This window comes from Halobacterium yunchengense (assembly GCF_037031165.1).
In the GTDB taxonomy this organism is placed as follows: Archaea; Halobacteriota; Halobacteria; order Halobacteriales; family Halobacteriaceae; genus Halobacterium; species Halobacterium yunchengense.
This window is the reverse complement of record NZ_JAYEZL010000002.1, coordinates 543,389-567,163: the sequence shown is the minus strand read 5'-3', so window position 1 is coordinate 567,163 and position 23,775 is coordinate 543,389. Positions and strand designations below refer to the sequence as shown.

Annotated in this window: 27 protein-coding genes; 15 read left to right on the top strand and 12 right to left on the bottom strand. The window is 73.0% G+C overall.

Annotated features, from left to right (window positions below; genetic code table 11):
- Positions 1 to 3 precede the first annotated feature (3 nt).
- A complete protein-coding gene (gene ilvD, locus U5911_RS08170; RefSeq protein WP_336036500.1) occupies positions 4 to 1,716 on the bottom strand; it encodes a dihydroxy-acid dehydratase in 1,713 nt (570 codons plus the stop codon).
- A gap of 134 nt (positions 1,717 to 1,850) precedes the next feature.
- On the opposite strand from ilvD, the gene U5911_RS08165 reads away from it, so the two are divergent.
- The 8 genes from U5911_RS08165 to U5911_RS08130 all read left to right on the top strand — a co-directional run bounded on the left by U5911_RS08165 (position 1,851) and on the right by U5911_RS08130 (position 8,364).
- Positions 1,851 to 2,237: a cupin domain-containing protein gene (locus tag U5911_RS08165; protein WP_336036499.1), complete on the top strand. Its 387-nt coding sequence runs from the start codon at positions 1,851 to 1,853 to the stop codon at positions 2,235 to 2,237.
- A gap of 84 nt (positions 2,238 to 2,321) precedes the next feature.
- Positions 2,322 to 3,311, top strand: a complete 990-nt coding sequence (locus U5911_RS08160) for a beta-ribofuranosylaminobenzene 5'-phosphate synthase family protein (RefSeq protein WP_336036498.1) — start codon at positions 2,322 to 2,324, stop codon at positions 3,309 to 3,311.
- A gap of 24 nt (positions 3,312 to 3,335) precedes the next feature.
- The gene (locus tag U5911_RS08155) at positions 3,336 to 4,175 is read left to right on the top strand and encodes an RAD55 family ATPase (protein ID WP_336036497.1); all 840 of its coding nucleotides are present in this window, start codon (positions 3,336 to 3,338) and stop codon (positions 4,173 to 4,175) included.
- Positions 4,176 to 4,244: 69 nt separating this feature from the next.
- Complete coding sequence (locus U5911_RS08150) at positions 4,245 to 5,486, top strand: hypothetical protein (protein WP_336036496.1); 1,242 nt, start codon at positions 4,245 to 4,247, stop codon at positions 5,484 to 5,486.
- Positions 5,479 to 5,979: a DUF8135 domain-containing protein gene (locus tag U5911_RS08145; RefSeq protein WP_336036495.1), complete on the top strand. Its 501-nt coding sequence runs from the start codon at positions 5,479 to 5,481 to the stop codon at positions 5,977 to 5,979. The genes U5911_RS08150 and U5911_RS08145 overlap by 8 nt, the downstream gene beginning before the upstream one ends.
- 8 nt (positions 5,980 to 5,987) lie before the next feature.
- Positions 5,988 to 6,302, top strand: coding sequence for a transcription factor S (locus U5911_RS08140; RefSeq protein WP_336036494.1), 315 nt, complete (start codon positions 5,988 to 5,990; stop codon positions 6,300 to 6,302).
- A 44-nt stretch (positions 6,303 to 6,346) separates the two neighbouring features.
- Positions 6,347 to 6,778, top strand: a complete 432-nt coding sequence (locus U5911_RS08135; protein ID WP_336036493.1) for an NUDIX domain-containing protein — start codon at positions 6,347 to 6,349, stop codon at positions 6,776 to 6,778.
- Positions 6,779 to 6,849: 71 nt separating this feature from the next.
- On the top strand, positions 6,850 to 8,364 hold the full coding sequence (locus tag U5911_RS08130) for a hypothetical protein (protein ID WP_336036492.1): 1,515 nt from the start codon (positions 6,850 to 6,852) through the stop codon (positions 8,362 to 8,364).
- Positions 8,365 to 8,464: 100 nt separating this feature from the next.
- Here U5911_RS08130 and U5911_RS08125 read toward each other — a convergent pair whose 3' ends face one another.
- The 4 genes from U5911_RS08125 to U5911_RS08110 form a co-directional block, all read right to left on the bottom strand.
- Positions 8,465 to 8,929, bottom strand: coding sequence for a twin-arginine translocation signal domain-containing protein (locus U5911_RS08125; protein ID WP_336036491.1), 465 nt, complete (start codon positions 8,927 to 8,929; stop codon positions 8,465 to 8,467).
- Positions 8,930 to 9,008: 79 nt separating this feature from the next.
- Positions 9,009 to 9,875, bottom strand: coding sequence for a ZIP family metal transporter (locus tag U5911_RS08120; protein ID WP_336036489.1), 867 nt, complete (start codon positions 9,873 to 9,875; stop codon positions 9,009 to 9,011).
- Between the two features lie 101 nt (positions 9,876 to 9,976).
- Entirely contained in the window at positions 9,977 to 10,651 is a 675-nt protein-coding gene (locus U5911_RS08115; protein WP_336036487.1) for an SDR family oxidoreductase, read from the bottom strand.
- A 63-nt stretch (positions 10,652 to 10,714) separates the two neighbouring features.
- Complete coding sequence (locus tag U5911_RS08110; protein ID WP_336036486.1) at positions 10,715 to 11,542, bottom strand: rhodanese-like domain-containing protein; 828 nt, start codon at positions 11,540 to 11,542, stop codon at positions 10,715 to 10,717.
- 132 nt (positions 11,543 to 11,674) lie between these two features.
- On the opposite strand from U5911_RS08110, the gene U5911_RS08105 reads away from it, so the two are divergent.
- The 4 genes from U5911_RS08105 (at position 11,675) to U5911_RS08090 (ending at position 14,894) form a co-directional block, all read left to right on the top strand.
- A complete protein-coding gene (locus U5911_RS08105; RefSeq protein ID WP_336036484.1) occupies positions 11,675 to 12,541 on the top strand; it encodes a DUF6159 family protein in 867 nt (288 codons plus the stop codon).
- 45 nt (positions 12,542 to 12,586) lie between these two features.
- Positions 12,587 to 13,252, top strand: coding sequence for an HAD family hydrolase (locus tag U5911_RS08100; protein ID WP_336036483.1), 666 nt, complete (start codon positions 12,587 to 12,589; stop codon positions 13,250 to 13,252).
- A 61-nt stretch (positions 13,253 to 13,313) separates the two neighbouring features.
- Entirely contained in the window at positions 13,314 to 14,504 is a 1,191-nt protein-coding gene (locus U5911_RS08095) for a redox-regulated ATPase YchF (protein WP_336036481.1), read from the top strand.
- Between the two features lie 60 nt (positions 14,505 to 14,564).
- Positions 14,565 to 14,894, top strand: a complete 330-nt coding sequence (locus U5911_RS08090; RefSeq protein WP_336036480.1) for a DMT family transporter — start codon at positions 14,565 to 14,567, stop codon at positions 14,892 to 14,894.
- Between the two features lie 28 nt (positions 14,895 to 14,922).
- On the opposite strand, the gene U5911_RS08085 is transcribed toward U5911_RS08090, so the two are convergent.
- The 3 genes from U5911_RS08085 to U5911_RS08075 form a co-directional block, all read right to left on the bottom strand.
- Positions 14,923 to 15,882: an AEC family transporter gene (locus U5911_RS08085; RefSeq protein WP_336036478.1), complete on the bottom strand. Its 960-nt coding sequence runs from the start codon at positions 15,880 to 15,882 to the stop codon at positions 14,923 to 14,925.
- A gap of 134 nt (positions 15,883 to 16,016) precedes the next feature.
- Positions 16,017 to 16,256: a hypothetical protein gene (locus tag U5911_RS08080; RefSeq protein ID WP_336036477.1), complete on the bottom strand. Its 240-nt coding sequence runs from the start codon at positions 16,254 to 16,256 to the stop codon at positions 16,017 to 16,019.
- Positions 16,257 to 16,258: 2 nt separating this feature from the next.
- The gene (locus U5911_RS08075) at positions 16,259 to 16,978 is read right to left on the bottom strand and encodes a hypothetical protein (RefSeq protein WP_336036476.1); all 720 of its coding nucleotides are present in this window, start codon (positions 16,976 to 16,978) and stop codon (positions 16,259 to 16,261) included.
- 102 nt (positions 16,979 to 17,080) lie between these two features.
- On the opposite strand from U5911_RS08075, the gene U5911_RS08070 reads away from it, so the two are divergent.
- Together U5911_RS08070 and U5911_RS08065 are read left to right on the top strand one after the other, a co-directional pair.
- Positions 17,081 to 17,962, top strand: coding sequence for a hypothetical protein (locus U5911_RS08070; RefSeq protein WP_336036474.1), 882 nt, complete (start codon positions 17,081 to 17,083; stop codon positions 17,960 to 17,962).
- A gap of 101 nt (positions 17,963 to 18,063) precedes the next feature.
- On the top strand, positions 18,064 to 18,348 hold the full coding sequence (locus U5911_RS08065) for a translation initiation factor eIF-1A (RefSeq protein WP_336036472.1): 285 nt from the start codon (positions 18,064 to 18,066) through the stop codon (positions 18,346 to 18,348).
- A 345-nt stretch (positions 18,349 to 18,693) separates the two neighbouring features.
- Here U5911_RS08065 and U5911_RS08060 read toward each other — a convergent pair whose 3' ends face one another.
- The 4 genes from U5911_RS08060 to U5911_RS08045 form a co-directional block, all read right to left on the bottom strand.
- Positions 18,694 to 19,128, bottom strand: coding sequence for a universal stress protein (locus tag U5911_RS08060; protein ID WP_336036471.1), 435 nt, complete (start codon positions 19,126 to 19,128; stop codon positions 18,694 to 18,696).
- 96 nt (positions 19,129 to 19,224) lie between these two features.
- Positions 19,225 to 20,169, bottom strand: a complete 945-nt coding sequence (locus tag U5911_RS08055; protein ID WP_336036469.1) for a hypothetical protein — start codon at positions 20,167 to 20,169, stop codon at positions 19,225 to 19,227.
- A gap of 169 nt (positions 20,170 to 20,338) precedes the next feature.
- Entirely contained in the window at positions 20,339 to 20,926 is a 588-nt protein-coding gene (locus tag U5911_RS08050; RefSeq protein WP_336036468.1) for a DUF998 domain-containing protein, read from the bottom strand.
- 199 nt (positions 20,927 to 21,125) lie between these two features.
- Positions 21,126 to 22,109 (bottom strand): DUF7282 domain-containing protein, encoded by a 984-nt coding sequence (locus U5911_RS08045; protein WP_336036467.1) that lies wholly within the window; start codon positions 22,107 to 22,109, stop codon positions 21,126 to 21,128.
- 479 nt (positions 22,110 to 22,588) lie between these two features.
- Here U5911_RS08045 and U5911_RS08040 point away from each other — a divergent pair, with 479 nt between their 5' ends.
- Positions 22,589 to 23,584, top strand: coding sequence for a DUF7972 family membrane protein (locus tag U5911_RS08040; RefSeq protein WP_336036466.1), 996 nt, complete (start codon positions 22,589 to 22,591; stop codon positions 23,582 to 23,584).
- The last annotated feature ends 191 nt before the right edge of the window (positions 23,585 to 23,775 follow it).

Sequence of the window (23,775 nt, the reverse complement as noted above, 5' to 3'; positions counted from 1 at the left end):
CGGTCAGTCGTCGCGCTTCGCGCCGGGGTTCGTCACCGCGCCGAGCGCGGCGGACGCGAACTGGTCGCCGTACTTCCGGAGGACGCCGGTGTCGTAGCGCGGGTCCGGTTCCTCCCAGTCGGCCTTCCGCGACTCGAGCTCGGACTCGGAGACGGCGACGGAGAGCTCGCGGTTCGGGACGTCGACTGTCACCTCGTCGCCGTCCTCGACGAGCGCGATGGGGCCGCCGACCGCGGCCTCGGGGGCGACGTGGCCGACCATCGGGCCGCGCGTCGCGCCCGAGAACCGGCCGTCCGTGAGGAGCGCGACGTCGTCCTCGTGGCCCTGGCCGACGACGGCGGCGGTGACGCCGAGCATCTCGCGCATCCCGGGGCCGCCCCGGGGCCCCTCGTTCCGGATGACGATGACGTCCCCGGACTCGATGCGGCCCTCCTGGACGTACGCCATCGCGTCCTCCTCGCTCTCGAAGACGCGCGCGGGGCCCGTGTGCTGGGTCTCGTCCTTCCCGGTGACCTTGAGGACGGCGCCGTCGGGCGCGAGGTTCCCCGTGAGGACGGTGATGGCGCCGGTCTCGTGGAACGGGTCGTCGACCGGCCGGAGGAAGTCCACGTCGCCCTCGACGGTCCCGTCCTCGCCGAGGTGGTCGAGCTCCTCGGCGATGGTGCGGCCCGTGACGGTCATGGCGTCGCCGTGGATCAGGCCGGCGTCGAGCAGGCGCGCGAGGACCACGGGGACGCCGCCGACCTCGTGGAGGTCGTTCATCACGCGCGAGCCGCCGGGCTGGAGGTTCGCGATCTTCGGCGTGCGGTCGCTGATGGCGTTGAAGTCCTCGATGTCGAGGTCGACGCCGGCCTCGGCGGCGAGCGCGAGCAGGTGGAGGACGGCGTTCGTGGAGCCGCCGAGCGCGACCTGGACGGCGATGGCGTTCTCGAAGCTCTCCCGGGAGAGGACGTCGCTGGGGCGGCGGTCCTCGCGGACGCACTCGGCGGCGAGTTCGCCGGCGCGCTCGGCGACCGCGTAGCGCTCGTCGCTCTCGGCGGGCGGGCTCGCGGAGCCGAGCGGCGCCAGCCCGATGGCCTCCGAGATGGAGGCCATCGTGTTCGCGGTGAACATCCCGCCACAGGAGCCGGCGCCGGGGCAGGCGTGGCGCTCCATCTCCTCGAGTTCGCCCTCGGACATGTCGCCGGAGGCGACCGCGCCGACGCCCTCGAAGACGTTCTGGACGGTGATCTCGCGGCCCTCGTGCTCGCCGGGCATGATGGAGCCGCCGTAGAGGAAGACGCTCGGGAGGTCGGTGCGGATGGCCGCCATCATCATCCCGGGGAGGTTCTTGTCGCAGCCCGCGACCGTCACGAGCGCGTCCATGCGCTCGCCGAACGCCACGAGTTCGACGGAGTCCGCGATGACCTCCCGGGAGACGAGCGACGCGCGCATCCCCTCGGTGCCCATGGAGATGGCGTCGGAGATGGTGATGGTGCCGAACTCGATTGGCATGCCGTTCCCGGCCTCGACGCCGTCGACGGCCGACTGCGAGACGTCGTCGAGGTGGACGTTACACGGCGTGACGTCGGCGGCGGGGTTGGCGACCCCGACCATCGGCGAGGAGAAGTCCGCGTCGTCGTAGCCCATCGCGCGGAACATCGCCCTGTGCGGCGCGCGCTCGTAGCCCTCGGTGACGTCCGCGCTCCGGAGGTCCGGGTCCTTCTGCTGGCTCATGGACAACGAGTAACGCGCGCACCGGTTAAAGTGCGCCGACTGAACAGATGTTGCCGGTGGCCGCCGACGCGGCGGCGCGAGCACGAGTCCTGCTCGCCCGGGGGTACTTTGCCGCGAGGCGCGTACGCGGCCGCATGGCCAGCGACTTCGAGGTCGTCGACCCCGAGGCGGTCGAGCCCGAACCGTTCGTCACCTGCGACGTCCGGCACCGGAAGCTGACGGCGGCGCTGGGCTGCACGGAGCTGCGGCGCAACGCCGTCACGGTCGAGCCGGGCGAGGCGACGACGCCGCACAGGCACGAGGAGGTCTACGTCTCCCTCACCGGCGGCCGCGTCGAGATCGACGGCGACGCGTACGACGTCCCCGAGGGCGGCGTCGTCCGCGTCGGTCCGGAGCCGCTGCGGAGCGTCCGCAACGACACCGACGACGAGACCCACGAGTGGGTGATGGTGGGGGCGCCGCCGGTCGGGACGGTCGAGGACTTCGGGAACACGGTCCTGCCCGACGGCGAGCAGCTGTAGCGCGGCCGCGAGTCCGGGTGGCGGTACCGGGAAGGGTTGCCTCCGCGGCACGACCTTTAACCGGCGGCCGCCGAACTCCGGTGTATGTCCGTCCGGGTCGCGGCCGGCGCCCGCCTCCACTTCGGGTTCCTGAACCTCGCGCTCTCCCACGACCGGCTGTACGGCAGCTTCGGCGTCGCGCTCGACGAGCCGCGCGTCGTCGTGACGGCCGAGCGCGCGGCCGCCGTCGAGTGCGACCACGAGCGAGCCCGCGAGTACGCCGCGGGCGCCTGCGAGTTGCTCGGCGTCGAGGGCGCCCGCGTGACCGTCACCGAGGAGCTGCCCGTGCACGCCGGCCTCGGGTCCGGGACGCAGCTCGCGCTGTCGGTGCTGACGGCGGTGGCGCGAGCGCACGGGGTGGAGCCACGGGTCCGCGAGCGCGCGCCCGACCTCGGCCGCGGCGGCCGGAGCGGCGTCGGCGTCGCCGCGTTCGAGGACGGCGGGTTCGTGCTCGACGCCGGCCACCCCACGGGCCTGTTCACGACCGAACCGCCGGCGCAGGGCGAGTGGACCGTGCCGCCGGTCGCGGCGCGCCACGACGTCCCCGGGGACTGGCGGTTCGTGCTCGTGTTGCCCGACGCGGACCCGGGGAAGGCCGGCGACGGCGAGACCGAGAGCATGCGCGCGTCGGTGGAGGCCGCCGACCCCGGGGTCGCCGACAAGATCGCGGGCGTGGTGACGCGGCGCGTGCTGCCCGCGCTCGCGAGCGGCGACGTGGACGCCTTCGGCGCGGCGGTCGCGGAGGCCGGCCGGCTGAACGGCGCGTGGTACGCCGACGAGCAGGGCGGCGTCTACCGGCCGCCGGTCGGCGCCGTCGTCGACTCGCTGGCCGGGAGCGCCGCGGTCGCCGGCGCCGGCCAGTCGTCGTGGGGGCCGGCGGTGTACGCCGTCACCGACCGCGACCGCGCTGACGCGGCGAAGCGCGCTGGCCGCCGGGCGCTCGCGGAGGCGGGCGTCGACGGCGACGTGCACGTCGTCCGGGCGCGCAACGAGGGCGCGCGCGTGGACGGCGCTCGCGACCAGCAAAAGAGCTAACCGCCGCGGCCGCCAGGCCGAGGTATGGCGACGATTCCGTTCGGCGTCTCGCGGCTGGACGGCCGCATCGGGGGCGGCGCGCCCGAGGGCAGCGTCGTCTTGCTGTCCGGGGAGGCGGGCGCCGGCGCCCGCGAGTTCCTGTACACGAGCGCCGTGATGAACGGCCTCCACGAGGCCGACCGGGACCTCTTCGAGCTCCACTACGGCGACCTCCACGGGGACGCGGTGCCGCCCGAGGACATCCACTACGTGTCGTTCACGGCCGACGGCGAGGAGCTGCGCCGCGAGATCGCGTTCACGATGGACGAGGAGATCGTCGACGCCGGACTGGACGCGTTGACGTTCGCGGACCTCTCACCGGAGTACTTCCAGTTGAGCCCGGTGCCCCGCGAGTGGTACGCGGGCGAACACCGCTCCATCCGCGACCTCGGGCACACCGACAACGACCGGCGGGACGTCCTGGAGGCGTTCGCGGACTACCTCGACGAGCACGCGTCCGGGAGCCTCGTGGTCGTCGACTCGCTGACCGACCTCATCGCCACCGAGCACAAGGACATGACGTTCGGCGACGTCGTGACGACGCTGAAGGGCCTGCGGAAGGCCGCACGCGGCTGGGACGGCCTGATCCTGTTGCACCTGACCCAGGACGCGGTGACCGACGAGGAGTTCGGGAGCCTGATGACCTCCGTGGACGGGACGATGCGGTTCGCGTGGGAGCGCGGCGGGAACGAGCGCGTGCGGACGATGTACGTCCGGGAGTTCCGCGGCGTGCTCGGCCGCCTCGAGGAAGAGGACATCGTGCAGTTCGAGACGGAGGTCCACGACGGCGGCTTCGACGTCTCGGACGTCCGCAAGATCCGGTAGGCGGCGGGCCGCCGGCCGACCCCTCAGACGGCCGAACGATTAAGACAGCGGGGCGCCAAGACCGGGTGAATGGCCGACGGCTCGTCGGACGGTGTCGAGAGCGCGACGCTGGAGGGGCCGGCCGCGGCGTGGGTCGCCGAGCGGGCCGCCGAGCAGGACCTCTCCACTGACGAGTTCCTGACGCGCGTCGTCGCCGCGTACCGGGCGGCGCAGGCGGGGGCGGACGCGGCGGACCCGGTGGGGGACGTGGTCACCGAGACCGACCTCGAGTCGGAGCTGGCGTCGCTGCGCGCGGACCTCGAGGGCGACGTGGCCGACGTCGACGAGGAGTTCGCGGCGAAACTCGAGGACGTCCGCGAGCGCGTCATCCAGGTGAAGCGGGAGGCGGACGCGAAGGCGCCCGCGGACCACGACCACCCGGAACTCGACGAGCGGGTCGCCGACGCGCTCGCCGCCGCCGAGGACGCGCAGGCGGAAGTGGGGGCCGTCGCCGGGCGCCTGGGGCGGCTCTCGGAGCGCCTCGACGCGGGCTTCGAGAACTTCGAGGAGGTGTTGACGTACCTGCGGGACGAGACCGACGACCTGGACGGGAAGGTGACGGCGCTGGCGACGGCGGTGCTGGCGATGCGGGAGTCGGTGGGCGCGGTGGCGGCGGCGAACGCGCGCCGCGAGCGCACCGAGCGCCTGAAGCAGCGCGCGAACCGGGAGAACGTGCGCGTGGCGGACTGCGAGGCCTGCGGCAGCGAGACCACCGTGAGCCTGTTGACGGCCCCGGAGTGCCCGGCCTGCGGCGCCGCCTTCGAGGACGTGGACGCCAACGAGGGCTGGTTCGGCTCGCACACCCTGCTGACGGGGTCGGCGCCGGCGTTGACGTCGGGCGACCAGCCGGAGGCGGGCGAGGTCGAGGACTGGCTGGGCGCGGACGCCGACACCCTCGAGGCGATGGTCGACGGCGAGGACGGGAACCACGCCGCGGGCGGCGAGACCGCCGTCGCGACGGACGAGGACGCGATGGACGCGGCGTCGCCGTCGAATGACGGCGCGGAGGACGCGTTCGAGGACGAGGCGTTCGTCGAGGACGCGTTCGACGACGAGAACCTCGGTGCCGGGGGCCTCGACGGTCAGCCGTTCGACGACGAGGCGTTCGACGACGACCTCGCCGCTGAGGTCCTCGACGGCGACGCACTCGACGACGCGGCCCCGGACGAGCCGCCGACGCGCGACGCGGCCCCGGCGGAGGACGCCGGCGGCGGGTCTGGGACTCGCGAGCGGACCGACGCGGCCGACGCGGACGGTGAGCGCGATGGGTGAGGACGCGGGCGAGGACCGCCAGCGGCGCGACCGCGACGGCCAGCGAGCGGGAGACGAGGCGCGCGCGCCCCTCTCGGACCTCCGCGAGGACGTCGAGCGGCGACGCGAGGAGGCGGACGCGGCGGCCGCGGACGACGCCGCCGAGCTGTTCAGGGAGATGGACGTCGGCGACGTCGACGAGGAGTCGGTGTGGTCGGAGCTCTCGGCGGCCGCGCAGACGCCGTCGGTCGGTCCCGGGGAGGCCGTGCCCGACGAGGGGACGGGGGACGCTGCCGCGACGGGGACCGGCGACGACCGGTCGGTGACCGTCGTGGAGAAGCGGCTCTGTCACGGCTGCCCGCACTTCGCGGACCCGCCGGAGACGGCGTGCACGCACGAGGGGACGAGCATCGACGCGGAGGTAGACACCGACCACTTCCGCGTGGTCGACTGTCCGGTCGTCGCGGCGCGCGACCGGCGGGAGGCGAGTGACTTTTCACCCGACGACGGGTAACGTCGAGCATGCAGTTCTGCGACGAGTGCGGGTCGATGATGCACAAGCAGGACGGCGAGATGGTCTGCCAGTCGTGTGGCGCGACCGCCGCCAGCGAGGACAGCGGAGAGTTCGTCACGACCGCCGAGCAGGACACCAGCGACGTCGTCGAGTCCAGCGAGGACGCGAACTTCGAGGGGAAGCCGACCGCCGAGGAGCCGTGCCCGGAGTGCGACAACGACACCGCGTGGTACACCATCAAGCAGACCGGGAGCGCGGACGAGCCGCCGACGCGGTTCTTCAAGTGCACGGAGTGCGGCGCGCGCTGGCGGGAGTACGCGTAGCACACCTGCGGAAGATTCAGGGCGGCGCGCGGTGACCGGGTCGCATGGACGAGTACGCGTACGTCGTGAACGTCGACGCGGCAGTGGTCCGCGGCGACGAGTACGTGGTCGTCGAGCGCAGCCGCGAGGAGGCGCACGCGGCCGGCGAACTGGCGTTCCCGGGCGGCAAAGTCGAGCAGACCGAGGGTGTGGACCCCATCGAGGCGACCGCGCGCCGCGAGGTCCGCGAGGAGGTCGGCGTCGAGGTCGGCGACGTCCAGTACGTCTGCAGCAACGCGTTCGTCGCCGACGAGGGCACGGAGTGCCTGAACGTGGTGGCGCGCTGCGAGTACGAGTCCGGCGACCCCGAACCCCGGGACCCAGAGGAGGTCGCGGACGCGTTCTGGCTGTCCCACGACGACCTGCTCGCCCACGAGGACGTGCCGGAGTACGTCGCGTGGTACGCCGAGCAGGTCGCGGCGAGCCGGAGCGACTGACCGCGCTGCGGGACTTCGACGGCGGTGTGAGTCCACAGAAAGCCCTTTACCGCGCCGCCGGACGTTCGGGTATGCGCAGGCGAGCTCTCCTGTCGTCGCTGGCGGCGACGACGACCGCCGCCCTCGCCGGGTGTGCGAGCAGCACCGGCGAGGACGCGACGACCACGCGACCGACCGACGACGACGGGACTACCGACGCGGGCACGACCACCGACGACGAGGTGCCGTCGGGGGAACCGGCGGGGTACGCCAGCGTCGTCGACCTGGAGACCGGGCCGCGGACGTACGCGTTCGCGCCGACGGGCATGCACACGGACGACGGCGCGCACGTGTCGCTGTGGTTCGACCGCACCGGGACGGCCGACCACCCGCCGCGGCTGCGCGGCTGGCTGGAGAACGCCAACGACTACGCGAACACCTTCGAAGTCGAGTGGATTCCGGTGGTCGGGCGGACGCACACCCGGCAGCCGCGCTGCTTCGACCACGGCGCGCGACTGCACGCCGCCCCCACCGCGAACAACGACCTCGCGGAGACCGTGCCCGAGGTCGTCCGCGACGAATCCGGGTTCTGGCGCGTCGTCGACGTCGGGCCGTGGATGCCGGCGCGTCGCCGGCTCGACCCGGGCGAGCGCGTGCGCCTGGAGTACGTGCTCGTCGGCGAACCGGAGATGGACGGCCGGCCGACCGGCACCTACGAGTTCCGCGGCCGCGACGAGACGGCGCGCGTCGCGGTCTGGAACGCGGACGAGCCCGGGCCGACGCGCGAGTCGCGGTTCTCCGGGCGGTCGGTGCCGGCGCCGTCCGAGGACGCGTCCGTCCAGTGGTTCCACGACGCCGCCGCCGACACGGCGGTCTACCTCGCGCCGTCCCGCGAGCGCGTCGAGTTGGACGGCGCGGTGCAGTTCGAGGTGGTGAACCACGGCCGCGAGGCCGCGCAGTGCGGGCACTGGAACGTCCACAAGCTCGTGGCCGGCGAGTGGTTCCACGTGGCGCCCCGGGCCCACCTCTCGGACTGCCGCGTGCTGCATCCGGGTGCCCGGATGGACTGGACGCTGCGCGCGTTCAACGGCGAGGCGGTGCCCTGCGGGAGCGGCTGCGGCGGCGCGGGCTGCCGCGGCGGCCTCACCCAGGGGTTCCTCGGCGGCGGCGAGTACGCGGTGGTCGCGGGCTACGGCCACCCCGAGGACGAGAGCGCGGCGCTCGTCGAACTCGTCGGCGACCCGGTGGAGGTCGTGCCGACCGAGGACGCCAGCGTCGAGGTCGACGGGTCGACCGCGACCGTGACGACGCCGCGGTGGGGCGACGGCGAACATCCGCCGGACGCGACTCTCGTGGTCTCGCGCGCGGAGAGCGCCGACGAGCGACTGCTCCCCGAGCAGGTGATGGCGGCGAGCGCGGGCGGGTTCGCGGGCGGCGGCGGCGCGCTCCGGAACGCGCTGGCGGCGTTCGAGGACGGCGTCGAGCGCGTCGAGGTGCGGGCCGACGAGTACGCCGTCGACGGCGCGGTCGGGCACGACGCCGACGTGGGTCGGTTCGAACTGCGCGGGCGGGCCTACGAGGCGGCGCGGTTCGGCGGCGACGCGTGAGCGGAGGCGCTGTCAGTCGTCGCCGTCGGCGGATGTACTCGGTTCCGGGCCCGGGACCTGCGACGGTCGACCTGACAGGTGCTCGCGCGGACGGCGTCTGCTAGGGTTGATCGATTCCACCTTGTTCGGCTTCGTTCGAGGGGAAGTCGTCGTAACAGGCGAGGTTCAATCGAACGTTGACGGGCGTCTCGTGCTCTATCTGGACGTATATGGCGCGGCCGCTGTACTCGGGAGTGCAATCGAGCGCGTGCTGGCCGGTCGCTCGCAAGCCGTCGCCGAACGACGCTGTCACGTCGAGGGGGGTTCCACTGGGCAGGTCACCGGGGTCGAGTTTCGTCTCCACCGTCGTCCACCCGTCCGGTTCGGCGGGCCCGACCTCTACGTACTGGTGGACGAGTTCCGTGCCGTCCGTTTCGACGAGGACGCTGCCCTGGTGGGGTGAGTCGGAGTAGTTGTCCACCGCGACCAGGATGGGTCGCTCCGGGTCGGAGAACGCCGAACAGCCGGCGAGTGCGGTGAGGGCGCCCGTGGCTGTGAGGAGGAACTGCCTGCGAGTGGGAGCCATACGGCTACTGGCGAACCGACCGACGTACTATCTTTCGTAAGTGAACCGCCAGGAGGAGAGTGAAAGGGACGGGCGGCGGTTACTGCAAGAGCAGCCACGCGGCCGCGACGGCGACGCCGCCGAGCAGGGTGGAGCCGACGGCGTGCACGCGGAGTTCGTCGAGGAGCGCGTGGTCGTGTTCGTCCGCGTGGTCGCCGCGAGTGGCGGCGGCGTGGACCTCGCTGCCGGTCTCGCACTCGGGGAGGAAGTCCATGGCGACGTGCAGGAAGATGCCCGCCGCGAATCCGAAGACGACGGCGCGGACCGTCGCGTCCGTGGGGACGGAGACGACGGTGACCGCGAGCGCGGCGATGCCGACGCCGGCGGCCGGGAGCAGCAGCATCATCGGGGAGCGGTCCCTGGCGGCGAGGCGCCGCGCGGCGGCGTAGCCCGCCGGTCCCTTGTGGGAGACGATGGCGAGGCCGAGCAGGGGCCCGAGGTCGGGCATCGCGGTGTAGACGACGCCGATGATGGAGCCGGCGGCCAGCGAGTGCGCGGACAGCTCGGCGGTGGTGCGGTCGAGGGGGAGGTCGCGGTGCGTGAGCAGGTGGCCGACGGTGTGCGCGCCGAAGCCGACGAGGATGCCGGCGGCGACGCCGAAGCCGCCGGGCTTGGCGGCGTAGCCGATGGCCTGCGGGAGGAGGAACGCGGCGGCGGAGGCGATCATCGCGCCGCTGGCGAGGCCGTACCCCCAGACGAGGCCCGTGGGGTGTTCGGTGTTCGCGCGCGCGCCGAGGACGGCGGCGCCGGCCATGGCGGCGAACGCCACCCAGGCGATGCCGAGGAGCTTCGGCGCCGACCCCGCGAGGAGGACGTACGCCGACAGCGCGACGAACGCGAGCAGGCTCGCGGCGCCGAGCCGCGACGTCCGCGTCCGCGCGAGCGCGACGGACTCACTGACAGACATTGGTTAATAACAGACCCCGATGCGTTAACAGTCCGTCGGTTCCCCCCGGCGTCGACGTCACTGCCGGACGAGTGCGTCGGCGCCGACCGCGCCCGGACCGCTCACGCGGTCGCGCGCTTCCAGTCCGCGAGGTCCAGCACCGCGCCGTCCAGTTCCCCGGGGACCGACGCCGCCCACGTGAACAGGCTCGCGACCGCGCCGGGGTCGCGCCCGCCCAGGCCGTGGAGGCCGGTGTCGACCGCGCCCGGGTCGACGCAGCCGACCGCCTGCTCGCAGTCCGCCGCGAACTGGCGCGCGACGCCCTCCGCGGCGGCCTTCGAGACGGCGTACGCGCCGAACCCGGGTTCGGCCTCGCGCGCGACGCTCCCGGTCGGCACGAGCACGCGCCCCGACTCGTCCATGTGGGGGAGCGCCTCGCGCACGGCGGCGAAGACGCCGCGGACGTTCGTCCGCACCGTGTCGTCGAACGCGCTGTACGACTCCTCGCCGAGGCGCGTCTCGCCCGCGTCGCCGTGGTAGACCGCCGCGCACGGGACGACGACGTCGACGCCCGAGGCGTCGCCCGCCCGCGACGCGCGCTCCATGAACCGCTCGACCTCGAACTCGTCGCGGACGTCCACGCGCAGCGACTCGCCGCCGACGTCGTCGGCGAGCGCGTCGACGGCGTCCCTGTCGCGGCCGCCGACGACCACGGTCGCGCCCTCGGCCGCGAACGCTCGCGCCACCGCCTCGCCGATGCCGCCCGACGCGCCAGTCACGGCTACGGTCGTGCCCATACGCACCAGTCGGTGCGGCGTCGCGTAAAACTCCCGGCGCCCCGAGACCGGGCCCGCCGCGCGTTACCCCGTCAGGACGGTCGCGGTGACGTCCGCCAGGGGCTTCGTCACCTCGAAGGCGGGCGTGGAGACGCGGATGGGCGCGTCCGGCCCGAGGTCGTAGAACTTGAACGCGAGTTCGAACGAGCCGTCCTCGCGGATCGGCGCGGCCTCCTGCTGGCCCGAGGGGTCGTGGGACGCCCACGCGTACTCGCCCGCGTACGAGGCGGCGACCTCGCCCTCGATGACCGCCTCCTGGGGGTCCTCGAACGTCGTGCCGCCCATCGCGTAGCCGTTGCGGGCCCACGGCCCGAACCCCTCGTCGATGACGTAGACGTCCGAGAAGCCGGCCTGCTGGAGCGCGCTCGCGCGAATCGACGAGAGGTGGTGCGGACAGCCGCAGTAACAGACCACGCGGCCCGCCTCGTCCCAGCCGTCGATGCCGCCGCCCGTCGACCCCTCCTGGGCGGGGCTGTTCACCGCGCCGTAGACGTGGGCCTCCTCGTAGAACTTGCGGCCGCGCGCGTCCACGAACCGGGCCTCGCCGCGCCGGTGCCAGTACCGCGTCACCTCGATGGGCGCGAGCCGGATCGTCTCGCCGTTCGTCGACGTCGTGGGGAACGTCGAGGGGTCTACCGACCGCTCGCCCGGGGGGTCCTCGCGCGCGGGCGGGTAGCCGTCCGCGGGGTCGTCGTCCTCGGGGAGCGGCTTGTTCGGGTGGAACGACGTCTCGAGGTTCCCGGGGTGGTGGACCGGCGCCGAACTCCCGGAGGACCCGAACAGGCTCGTGCAGCCGGCGGTCGCCGCCAGCGTCCCGGTCGCGCCCGCGGCGAGGAACGCGCGTCGCTTCATGTGACGTCCATCGGCGTCGGCGGATTAAGGGCTGTCGCTGGCCGCGTCGCGGGCCGCGACGGCGGGCGGCCTCGCCGGGGCTGCGAACGCGGACGAGACTTCTTGAGTGATGGCGCCGAACCCTCACCCACGATGGGTCTGCGACGCCGCCTCTGGACCGGTATCACGCTCGCACGGGACAGCGTCTCGCTCCTCCGCGACCACCCCCACTTGCTGTGGTTCCCGCTCGTCGCGGGCGCCGCCGGCGTCGCGTTCTTCCTGCTGGCGTTCGGCGGCGCGCTCGGACTGCTGCCGCTGGCCGCGCTCGCCGGCGCGTCCGACGCGGTCGTGCTCGCGGGCGCGGCCGTCGGCTACGTGGGCGCGTCCTTCGTCGCCGTGCTGTTCACCGCCGGCCTGATGTTCGCGACCAGGGAGATCATGGAGGGACGCGACCCGACCGTCCGCGACGGCCTGCGCGCGGCGTGGCGGCACAGGTCCACGCTGTTCGCGTGGGCGGTCGTGAGCACGGCCGTCGGGCTCGTCGTGCGCGCCCTCCAGGAGTCGGAGAGCCTCGGCGCGGTCCTCGCGGGCGCACTCCTGAGCGTCTCGTGGGCGGTCGTGACGTACTTCGTCGTGCCGGTCGCCGTCTTCGAGGACGAGGACATCCGCGGCGTGTTCGGCCGGAGCGTCGACATCGTGCGGGAGACGTGGGGCGAGTCGCTGGGCGCGGAGTTCGGCCTCGGATTCGTGCACGCCGCGCTGTTCCTCGCCGTCGCGGTCGTCGCCGGCCTCGCGTTCGCGGCGACCGGGAGCGTCGGCGCCGCCGCCGCGGTGGGGCTTCCCCTCGCCGTCGTGGCGTTCGTCGTCGGCGCGACGCTGAACGGCGTCGCGAAGGTCGCGCTCTACGAGTACGCGACCACGGGCGAGCCGCCGGCGTACTTCGAGAACGTCGACTTCGACGTCGGCGGCGACCGGTCGGCCTCGCAGTCGCCGCTCGACCGGGCGCGCGGCGGCATCTGACGCGGCCGCGAAACGGTTTTGGTGGGCTTCCACGAACCCCCGTGCGTGCCCTACGACGCAGTGGTCTTCGACAACGACGGCGTGCTCACGCACCCGACGCCCCGCGACGTCCTCCGGGACGCGACCGTCGAGGCCTTCGAGCGCGTGGGCGTCGCCGACCCCGACCCGGCGCACGTCGACGCCATCCACCTCCACGTGACGCCCGACGACCTCCGGACCGCGGCGGACGCGTACGGCCTCGACGCCGCCGCCCTGTGGCGCGCCCGCGACGAGGCGTTCAGCGAGACGCAGGTCGCGGACCTCGAGCGCGGCCGGAAGCCGCTGTACGACGACTACGGCGCGGTCCCGGAACTCGACGTGCGGCGGGGCATCGTCTCGACGAACCAGCACCGCACCATCGAGGAGATCCTCGACGTCCACGGCATCCGCGAGCACTTCGGCGCGTACTACGGCCGCGAGATGGAGCCCGCGAGCCTCCGGAAGAAGAAGCCCGACAGCCACTACCTCGATTGCGCGCTCGCGGACCTCGGCGTCGACCCCGAACGCGCGCTGTTCGTCGGCGACAGCCAGAGCGACGTCGAGGCGGCGCGGAACGCCGGCACGGACGCGGCGTTCCTCCGGCGGGACCACCGCGCCGACTACGACCTCACCGTCGACCCCGAGTACGAACTCCAGTCGCTGTACGACCTCCGCGACGTCGCGGGCGTGTGAACGACTCGCAGACGGCGGCGAGGTAGCAATACGTTTGTTCGGCGCACCGCTGGGACGGGTAATGAGCTACCGCATCGGCCTCGTGGGCAAGCCCTCGGTGGGGAAGTCCACGCTTTTCAACGCGGCGACGGACAACGACGTGCCGGAGGGCGCGTACCCGTTCACGACCATCGACCCCTCCGTCGGCGAGGCGTACGTGCGCGTGGACTGCGCGGCGCCGGAGTTCGGCGAGACCTGCACCCCCTCGACGGGGTTCTGCGAGGACGGCACGCGGTTCGTCCCGACGAAGCTCGTGGACGTCGCGGGCCTCATCCCGGGCGCCCACGAGGGCAAGGGCCTGGGCAACCAGTTCCTCACGGACCTGAACGAGGCGGACGTGCTCGTGCACGTCGTCGACTTCTCCGGGACGACCGACCTCGAGGGCGAAGCGACGGCGGGCCACGACCCCCGCGAGGACGTCGACTTCCTCGAGGAGGAACTCGACCAGTGGTACCTCGACGTCCTGGAGAAGGGCATCGAGCGCTACGAGTCCCAGCACGTGGTCGAGGCCGAAATCGAGGCGGAGCTCGCCGAGCAGATGAGCGCGTTCCGCACGAGCGACGAGGAGATCAAGCAGGTGATCCTGTCCCTGGACCTCGACCTCGACCCGGACGCGTGGGAGGCCGCGGACCGCCTCGAACTGGCCCGCGAGATCCGCAAGCGCACGAAGCCGATGGTCGTCGTCGCGAACAAGATGGACACGCCGGAAGCGCAGGCGAACTACGAGGAGATCGCGAGCGACCCCGAGTACGACGACGTGACGTTCGTGCCGGCGAGCGCGCACGCCGAGCAGGCGCTGAAGGCGGCGAGCCGGGAGGGCGTCGTCGAGTACACGCCCGGCGACGACGACTTCGAGGTCACGGGCGACGTCGGCGACGAGCAGGCGGCGGGCCTCGAGTCCATCCGCGAGTTCCTCGAGGCGTACGGCGGCACGGGCGTCCAGCGAGCCCTCGAGGCGGCGCTGTTCGACGAACTCGGCGTCGTCCCCGTCTTCCCGGGGTCGGCGAACGGCCTCGGGACGACCGACGGCCGCGTGCTCCCGGACGTCTTCTTGCTGCCCGAGGGCGCGACCGCCGAGGAGTTCGCGTACCGCGTCCACAGCGACGTCGGCGACGGCTTCCTGCACGCCAAGGACTGCCGCGCGAACCGCCAGATCGCGGCCGACCACGAACTCGAACCCCGGGACGTCGTCGAGATCGTCACGACGAACTGACCGTCTCACGGGACTGCCTCGACCGACGCGTTCAGGGCGCTGGCGCGTGACGGACCGACAATGTCTGCGTGGCTGGTGCTACTCGTCGCGGGACTGTTCGAGGCCGTCTGGGCCATCGGGCTGGCGTACACGGACGGCTTCAGCGAGCCCGCTGCGTCCGCGGTGACGCTGGCGGCGATGGCCGTCTCCGTCTACCTGCTCGCGCAGGCCGTGCAGACGCTGCCCGTGGGGACGGCGTACGCGGTCTGGACGGGCATCGGGGCGGTGTCGACGGCGATTCTCGGCGTCTACCTCTTCGACGAGCCGGTGTCGCTGGCGCGGGCCGGCTTCATCCTCCTCATCGTCGCCGGCATCGCCGGCCTCCAGGTGACCAGCAGCGGCCACGCCTGACGGAGACGGCGCGTGCGGTGCCGCCCGACTACACGACGGCGCCGGACTGCAGGACGGCGATGAGCGCGGTGAGGTAGGGGACGCCGAGCAGCGTGGTGACGAGCACGCACGTCGCGACGTACTCGGGGACGGTGACGGCGCCCGTGCGGGCGTCGGCGGCGAACTCCGTGACGAGGATGACGGGCGTGACGGCGGCCGGCATCGCGGCCTCGAGGACGAACACGCGCGCCACGGTCGGCGACTGGAAGCCGACGGCGAACGCGACGCCGACAGCGACGACGGGCGCGACGCCGAGCCGGAGCGCGGTCGCGCTGGCGGACTCCGAGACGGCGGCGCCGGTGTCGGTGCGCGCGAGCTGGATGCCGAGCACGAGCAGCATCACGGGGATGGAGGCGTCGCCGACGAGCTGGACCGCCTCCATGCTCGCGGACGCGGGGTCGGGGACGACGCCGAGCGCGCGCGCGGCGAGCGCGGCGGCGACGGCGTACACGAGCGGCAGCGAGAAGACGCGCCGCACGCCGGAGCGCCCGGCGTCGCCCCCGCTGCGGGAGGCCGCGTACACGCCGACGGTGTAGACGAGCACGGACTGCACGGAGAGGAAGACGACCGCGGTCTGGCGGCCGACCGGGCCGAACGCGAAGTCCGAGACGGGGATGCCGAGGTTGCCGGCGTTCGAGAAGATGGCGACGAGCACGAGCGCGCTCAACAGCGGCTCGCGCTCGCCGACGGCGCGCCCGAACCCCTCGGCGACGACCCACATCGCGAGCGTGAACGCGACGACGGCGACCGCGAGCCGGACCAGCGTCGCCGCGCCGAACTCGGAGACGGCGAGGCTGTGGAACACGAGCGCCGGCGCGAACACGTAGACCACGACGGTGTTCAGGGGGCGGGGGTCGACGCCGCGGAACGCGGACAGCGCGTAGCCGACCGCGGCGATGGCCACCGTCGGGCCGACCGCCCCGAGGAAGATGCCGAGGACGTCGACCATCAGGCGGCCCTCCGGACCGGTGGGCGGTCGGCGGACGCGGCGACTCGGGCGGACGGCGAGTGCACGGTTCGTTCAGTCGGTCGGCGCACCGCCGTATCTGCGTTTCGACACCGGCACGCGTCCGGGGCGACCGGTCAGACCACGAGCCGGACGGCGTCGCCGTCCGCGGCGACGAGCGCGTCGGGGAGCGGGACGCGGTCGGCGCCGGGCTCGCAATCGAGGGCGTCACAGACGTGCGCGGGGGCGTCCGGGGCGACGGCGACGTACCGCGCGCCGTCCTCGCGGTCGACGACGGTCCCGGCGCGGTCGCCCTCGCGGCTCAGGACGGGTTCGCGGCGGTCGCCGCGACCGGCCGCACAGCGGATCTGGAGCATCGTCACTCCGCGAAGACGACCTCGCGGACGGCGACGTCGGTGACCGTCGGCGTGCCGTCGGGCCCGCGCGACCACGACAGTTCGGGGCGGACGTCGTAGGTCTCGCCGCCCGAGTCGAGTTCGAGCGTGGCGGTGTCGCCCTCGGCGAACCGGCGCGCGACGTCCGCGCGCGCGCCGTCCGCGAACCGGTTCATGTCCTCGGTGCCCTTCCCGGAGCGCACGGCGACGACCTCGACGTCCAGGCCGCCGGGGCCGGTGTGGAGCGCGACGCGCAGCGGCACGCGCTCGCTCTCGTCGTCGCCGAGCACGAGCACGGCGTCCTCGGCGTCCTCGAGGCGGTCGATCTCGTCGTCGAGCGTGCCGCCGGCGCCGCCGAGGGAGTCCGAGACCGAGGAGAGCACGCGCTCGGCGACGCGCTGGCCGAAGTCGGGGTCGAAGGGGGACGGCTCCTCGCGCTCGCGGCGGTCGCGCTCGCGGCGGTAGTCGCGGTCGGGTTCGCGGCGGTCGCCGCGGTCCGCGCGCTGGCGGTCGCGGCCCGTCCGCGAGGCCCGGTGGCCGTCGCGCGCGTCGGCGGGCTGGCTGGGCGCGCGCGGCGGCTCGGGGCTGTCCCGGAGGCCGCGGCGGAGCGCGTCCTCCCAGGAGAGGTCGAGGGCGTCCTTCCGGCGCTTGAGGCGCTCGAAGACCTCGTCGTCGTCGATGGAGATGCGGATCTGTCTGCTCACACTCGCCACGAACGCCCCCCAGTACAATAAATGTGCGTATCGGCTCACACTCGACTCACATCGAGGGTAAGATTCATGTGGTGTGCCGCCGGTGGTAGTCACATGGGCGACACAACCTCCGGCGACGCGGTCACGGTCAACGGCGCCGGCACGTACGACAGCGTCGACTGCGAGACGTTCGAAGTCAACGGCACGGGGAAGGTCAGCGGCGACGTCCTCGCGACGACGGCCACCGTCAACGGCACCGCGAAGGTCGGCGGCCGGGTCGACGTCGGCACGCTCGACGTGGACGGCACCGCGAAAGTCGAGGGCGGCGTGCGCGGCGAGGCCGTCGGCGTCGACGGCACCGCGAAGTTCCGCAGCGACGTCACCGCCGACCGCGTCGAGATCGACGGCACGACGAAGGTCGGCGGCGACGCCAGCGGCAGCGAGTTCACGGCCGACGGCACGCTGAAGGTCGGCGGCAACCTCGACGGCCACGACGTGGAAGTCGACGGCACCGCGAAGGTCTCGGGCAGCGTCGTCGCGGCGGACGCCTTCTTCGACGGCACCGTGAAGGTCGGCGGCCTCACCGACGTCACCGACCTCGGCGTCGACGGCACCGGGAAGTTCGGGGACGTGAACGCGGACGTGTTCGCGGCCAGTGGCACTCTGCGCGCCGGCGAGGTGCGCGCGCGGTCGTTCGAGTTCGCGGTCGGCGACCGCAGCGAGGCCGACAGCGTGCGCGCGACGGACGCGTCGGTGCACCGCGGCAGCGGCGGGTCCTCGCTCGGGCGGAAACTGCTCGGGCGCGACGACCCCGTCTTCGAGGTGGGGACCGTCGAAGCCGAGACGGCGGCCCTCGACGCGGTGGACGCGGAGACGGTCGTCGCGGACAGCGTGACGCTCGGCCCGGACGCCGACGTCGGCGTCGTGTACACCGACGACCTCGAGGACGACCCGGAGGCGACCGTCGGCAGCGTCCGGCCGCGCGAGGACTACTGAGGCGGTCCACGCCGACGGCGGGACCGTCCGACGGCGCCGCCCGAGCGGCGTGTTACCGCGGCTCACCTGCAACTTAAACGTGCGCCGGTCGTAGGGCTGGTGTGAGTGAAGAATCCGGGCGTCGCAACCTGCGAATGCCCAACGGAGACGAGCTTTTCGCCGTCGTGACCGAGCACAACGGCGGGAACCACGTTCGCGTGCAGTGCGAAGACGGCGAGAACCGGATGGGGCGCATCCCCGGCCGCATGAAGTACCGGACCTGGATCAACGAGGGCGACGTCGTCCTCGTCGAGCCCTGGGACTGGCAGGACGAGAAGGCCAACATCGAGTGGCGCTACGACGAGCAGGACGCCGACCAGCTGCGCGAGGAAGGCCACATCAACTGACCCGCGGACCGTTCTCGCGTCGCCGCGACCCCACAGCGCCAGCGCCGGCGCGCCGGCTCCACGGGCGGCGATTTGCCGGCTCCGCGAGCGCTGACGCACCACCGCTACGAGCGCCGACCGCGCCGACCAACTAGGTTCGCGAGCGGCGACTCGGGCGTCACGCCGTATCAGTGCCAGCGCGTCACGCCGTATCAGTGCCAGCGCGTCACGCCGTATCAGTGCCAGCGCGTCACACCGTATCAGTGCCAGCGCGTCACACCGTATCAGTGCCAGCGCGTCACACCGTATCAGTGCCAGCGCGTCGCGCCGTATCAGTGCGAGCCGGAGTACCCGTGCGAGCCGGGGTTAGGACTCGTCCGCCAGCGACACCGTCAGCACGGGGACGTCGGCGGAGCCGACGACCTCCCGGGAGACGCTCCCGAGCATCGACTTCTCGAACTCGCCGCACCGCGTGCCCATCGCCACGAGGTCGACGCCCGCCTCGGCCGCGTAGTCGAGGATCTCCTCGCCGGGGCTGCCGCGCCGCAGCGCCGTCTCGACGGCGACGCCGGCGTCCTCGAACGTCGCGGCGGCGTCGTCGAGCGCGCGCCGGCCGTCTCCGCGCAGCTGGCCGAGCGCCTCGTCGGTCATCTCCTCGTCGAGCGTGAGGAACGCGCGGTCGTCGACTACGTACAGCGCGTGGACGGTCGCGTCCCGTCGCGCCGCGATGTCGGCGGCGTGCTCGTAGACGCGCGTCATCGCGTCGCTGCCGTCCGTCGGCACGAGAATCCGGTCGTACATGCTCGCCGCTAGGACGAGGCGGGTAATATGCGGCCGGGTTTCGGCCGCGACGGCCGGGAGCCCGGGGCGGGCTCCCGTCGGTGCGTCGCCGGTCGGCTACCGTGCGAGCTCGAAGCCGTCCGCCGAGCGGTCGCCCGCCGCGTGCTCGCGGAGGTAGTACGCGACCCCGGGCTGGTGGGCGGCGCCGACGACGAGGTGGACGCTGGCGGCGCTGTCGTGGTGGTAGACGGCGTAGTCGGCCATCCGCTCGTTGCGGGCGTGCGTGACGACCTCCAGTTCCGGGTCGTGGCGGCGCAGCCACTCGCGTTCGACCGGCTGGGGGAGGAACGCGCGCTCGTAGTACGCCTGGAGGGCGGCGAGCCGCGAGGGGTCGCGGGCGGCCCGCGCCGAGCGCTTGAACGACGCGAAGTCCCGGCCCGTCGCGGCGTCCTCGTGGCTGGTGAGAAACGACGTCGCGAGGTCGCCGAGCGCCGCCTCGAACGCCTCGCCGTAGACGCTGCTGCCGGCGTCGACGAGGGAGAACGCGGCCTCCCGGAAGCGCGCCGCCAGCGACGCGACGTCCTCCCGGACGCCCTCGAAGGCGCCGTCCGGCAGGTCGACGTGGGAGTCGCAGTCCATGGCCGCGCAGCGCCGGGTCGCCCACGCGTAGTCGTCCATCGCGCAGACGCCGTCGACGTCCCGGAAGTACATCGGTCGGACGCCCTGCTCGGCGTACACGACGGCGTCGCCGTCGAGAATCCGGTGGACGTGGTCCCGGAGGAAGTCGCGTTCGGCGTCCGTGTCGGCGTGCGTGACGCCGTGCACCCAGAAGTCGGCGCCGTCGAGGACGACGCGGCGGCCGGGGAGGCCGCCCGCCGACCCGGGACCGCGGCCGGCGCGCGCGGCGAGGTCGCGGTGGGCGTCCTTCGCGGCGAAGTACGCGTCGTGTTCGTCGGCCGCGCCGGTGACGGCGACGAGGTCCGCGAGCGACTCGGCGCCCCTGAGCGCGGCGTACTCGGCGCGTTCGGCGGGAGAGAGGGGGTCGCCGCCCGTCGGTGGCATCGACCGGAGTTGGCGCTCCACGGAGATAAGTCGCGGGTGTCCGCGTGGACACCGCGCTCTCGGGCCGCCACCCGACGGGAGTGCGAGCAGCAGCCTCGCTCGGAGGCGGTCCGAGCACGGTGGCCGCTCGACGCGTCCCGAACATGGCTGCCTCGCGGCCGGTTCGCGTTCACGGTCCGGCGTCGAGCGGCCGCACCGGACTGAGAGCGAGCACCCACGCGCCGAACAGCACGACGCCGACGAACTCCGGGACGGCGATGCCGTCTCCGGGCCCGGCGGCCGCCCACGCGGGCCACGCCAGCGGCGTGAGGACGCCGCTCGCGAGCGCGACGCGACCGCGTCGCGTCCGGCGTCTGGCGGCGCCGTCCGCCAGCAGCGTCGCCGTCGCCGACGCGAAGAACGCGACCGCGGCGGGCACGTGCAGCGCGTGACCGAGGGGGAACAGGCCCACGCCGGCCATTCCGACCGCGGCCGCGGCGAACGCGGCGGCGCGCACGCGGGCCGCGAGTGCCGTGTCGACGCGGTAGAGCGCCCACGCGTACGGCGCTGCGAGCAGCGCACCGGACAGGAGGCCCCCGTTGAACAGCCACGCGACGCCGGTCTCGACGCCGAGGTCCGAGAGCGCGCTCCCCGGCCACGTGAACGTCGACGACAGCGCCGTCGCCAGCAGGATGCTCCCGACCGAGACGACGACCGCCGCGGCGCCCGAGAGCCGCGCCGCGCGCGGCGAGTCCGCGTCCGCCGTGGTGGTTCGCATACCGGTCGGTGAGCCGGTGGCACCGTGAAACCTCCGCTCCGACGCCGTCCGCGAGACTGGCGTCGAGACTGGCGGCGGCACACGCGTCTGCAGAACGCGAGCGCACGGGCCGGTCGGCGGCGGTGCGGGCCGGTGGCTCCCACGGCTGGGAGCCACCGGCTACCGCGGGTGGAAGTCAGCTACGGCCGACGGCCGGAAGTCAACACTCCTCGGTCACGTCGACCTCGGCGGCGTCCGAGACGACGTCACCGTCGTCGGTGTAGGACTCGTCGCAGTCCTCGTCGAACTCCTCGTCGCCGTCGGTGTCGCAGTGCGCCGTGGCGTCAAGGGTGGCGTCACCGCTCAGCTCCTCGTCGAGCGAGACGGTGACGTCCTCGTGTGTGCCCGGGGAGAGGTACGCCGAGTGCCCGACGAGGTCGCCGCTCTCGTCGTAGATGGCGACGAAGCCGCCCTCGGAGAGCGTGACTTCGTCCACGGTGACGGTCGACCCGTTCGAGGTCTGCGCGTCGAACGCGACCGACGCACCGACGCACTCGCAGTCGGTCTCGTCGTCGGTGCCGTCGTCAGCACCGTCGTCGGTACCATCTTCAGCACCGTCGTCGGTACCATCTTCAGCACCGTCGTCGGTGCCGTCGTCAGCACCGTCGTCGGCTGCCTCGACGGAGAGGGTCGCGCTCGCCGACGTGGCGGCGCTCTGCTCGTTGACCGTCAGCTCGACCTGGGAGTCGCCAGCGGAGCCGGGGTTCTGGGCGCCCTCGTAGACGACCACGAGTTCGTCGCCCTGCTGGAGCTGGTAGTTCCCACCGAAGCCGACCGTCAGCGTCGAGCCGTCGTCGCTGGCGCTGACGCTGCTCACGTCCGAGGCGACCGACTCGTCGACGGTCGTGCCGTCGCTGTCGTCGCCGCGGTCGATGCCGACGGCGACGAGGTCGCCCTGGCCGACGTTCGAGACGTCGGCACCGCCGTCGCCGTAGTCGACGACGAGCGAGTTCCAGGAGCTCCCGGCGGCGTCACCGTCGACGGTGACGCTGACCGAGTGCGTCGCGTCGGACCCTGTCGTCGCCGGGTCGGCGGTGATGTCTCCGTCGGTCGCCGCGCTGGCGACCAGCGGGCCAGCGGCCGCGACCGAGGTGAGCACTACGAGTGCGACGCCGAGTGTGCGCAGCGATTTCCTGTCCAACATCGTTGTGTACTCGCGGGCGACCGGCGCGTCGTCGCGGTCCCGCGAGCGTTGGCGTCGTCGCCCGGCCCACGGATTACTATACGAACGGTAAGCGCCACGGAGAACGCGTTTACAGGGACGCTAAGTCGGTGTCGGCGCGGTGGAGGCGTCAGTCGCGGCGTGGGGAGCGTCGGTCTCGGCGCGATGGAGGTGCGGCCACGGCACTCACGTGGCTGGAGGACGTCGTCGAAGTAACGGCTCGAACCGCGAACGAGGGAGTGTTTCGACCGACGACACCACCGCCGGTCAGTCGGAGAACCCGTACACCACCGCCGGTCAGTCGGAGAACCCGTACACCACCGCCGGTCAGTCAGAGAACCCGTACACCACCGCCGGTCAGTCAGAGAACCCGTACACCACCGCCGTTCACGCTGAGTACCCAGGCGCCACCGGCAACCACCTGGACGACCCATACCCACCGCCGATCACCCGGAGAACCAATGAGCGAGGACGTGTCGACGGCGAGTTCGGTCCGGAGCATCGACGGCCCCGTCGAACGGGCGACCCACTGGCTCGTGCTCGGCGGGAACCGCATCGCGGTATCGGGAGTGCTGGTCGCGGCCGTGGTGGCCTTCTTCTTCCCGCTGGCCCGGTTCGGGGTGCTGGCGATCGGGCCGGACAGCGCCGCGGCGTCGGCCTTCGCGAGCGGGCTCATCTCCGGGACGGTGACGCTCGTGACGATCGCGCTGTCCATCAACCAGCTCGTCCTCTCCCGCGTGTTCGGCTCCCCGAACGAGCTGTCCTCCCAGCTGGGCGGCACGCGCGACCTCCGCGGTCGCGTCCGGGAGCACGCCGGCGAATCGGCCGCCCCGAACGACCCCGCGGAGTTCCTCGACCTCGTCGCGGAGACGCTCGCCGAGCGCGCCGACCGCCTCGGGTCGGCGGTCGAGAACGCCGCTGGCGGCCCGCCGCGCGAGGTCGAGGAGTACGCCGAGGGAATCGCCGCCTACGGGGAGAGCATCACGGCGAAGATCGAGAGCCAGACGGCCATCGTGAACGTCCTCGAGGTCGTCCTGGGGACCGAGTACGCCCGGAACATGACCGCGACGGAGTACGTCCGGAACGAGTACGGCGACCGGCTCTCCGAGGAGGCCGACGCGGAACTCGACGCCATCGACGACCTGCTGGGCGCCATCGCCATCACGCGGCAGTTCTTCAAGACGCTCTCGCTCCAGCAGGACTTCGCTCGGCTCTCCCGCGTGGTCGCCTACAGCGGCCTCGTGGCGCTGGCGGCCAGCGTCTCGCTGGCGCTCGTCTACCGGCCCGACTCCGTCACCGTCCCGGCGCAGCACCTCCCGGTCGTCTTCAGTCTCGGCGTCGGCGTCGTCGTCGCGCCGCTGACCGTGTTCATCGCGTACGTGTTCCGGGCTGCCACCATCGCTCGCCACACCGTCTCTGTCGGGCCGTTCGTCCCGCCCGAGGAACGCTCGGACTGACGCCGGCGGCGGTGACGCCGACTCGGCCTACCGTCGACAGAAGCGACGTCGGCCCGGACTGACGCCGACAGAAGTGACGCCCGCCCGGAGCGTCGCTCCGTCGGCGAACGGCACGCAACCGGACTGTAATCGAAACCATCGCGTTCCCAACGAGCCCCGACCGGTCTCCAGTCGGAGAATACCGTTTTTCG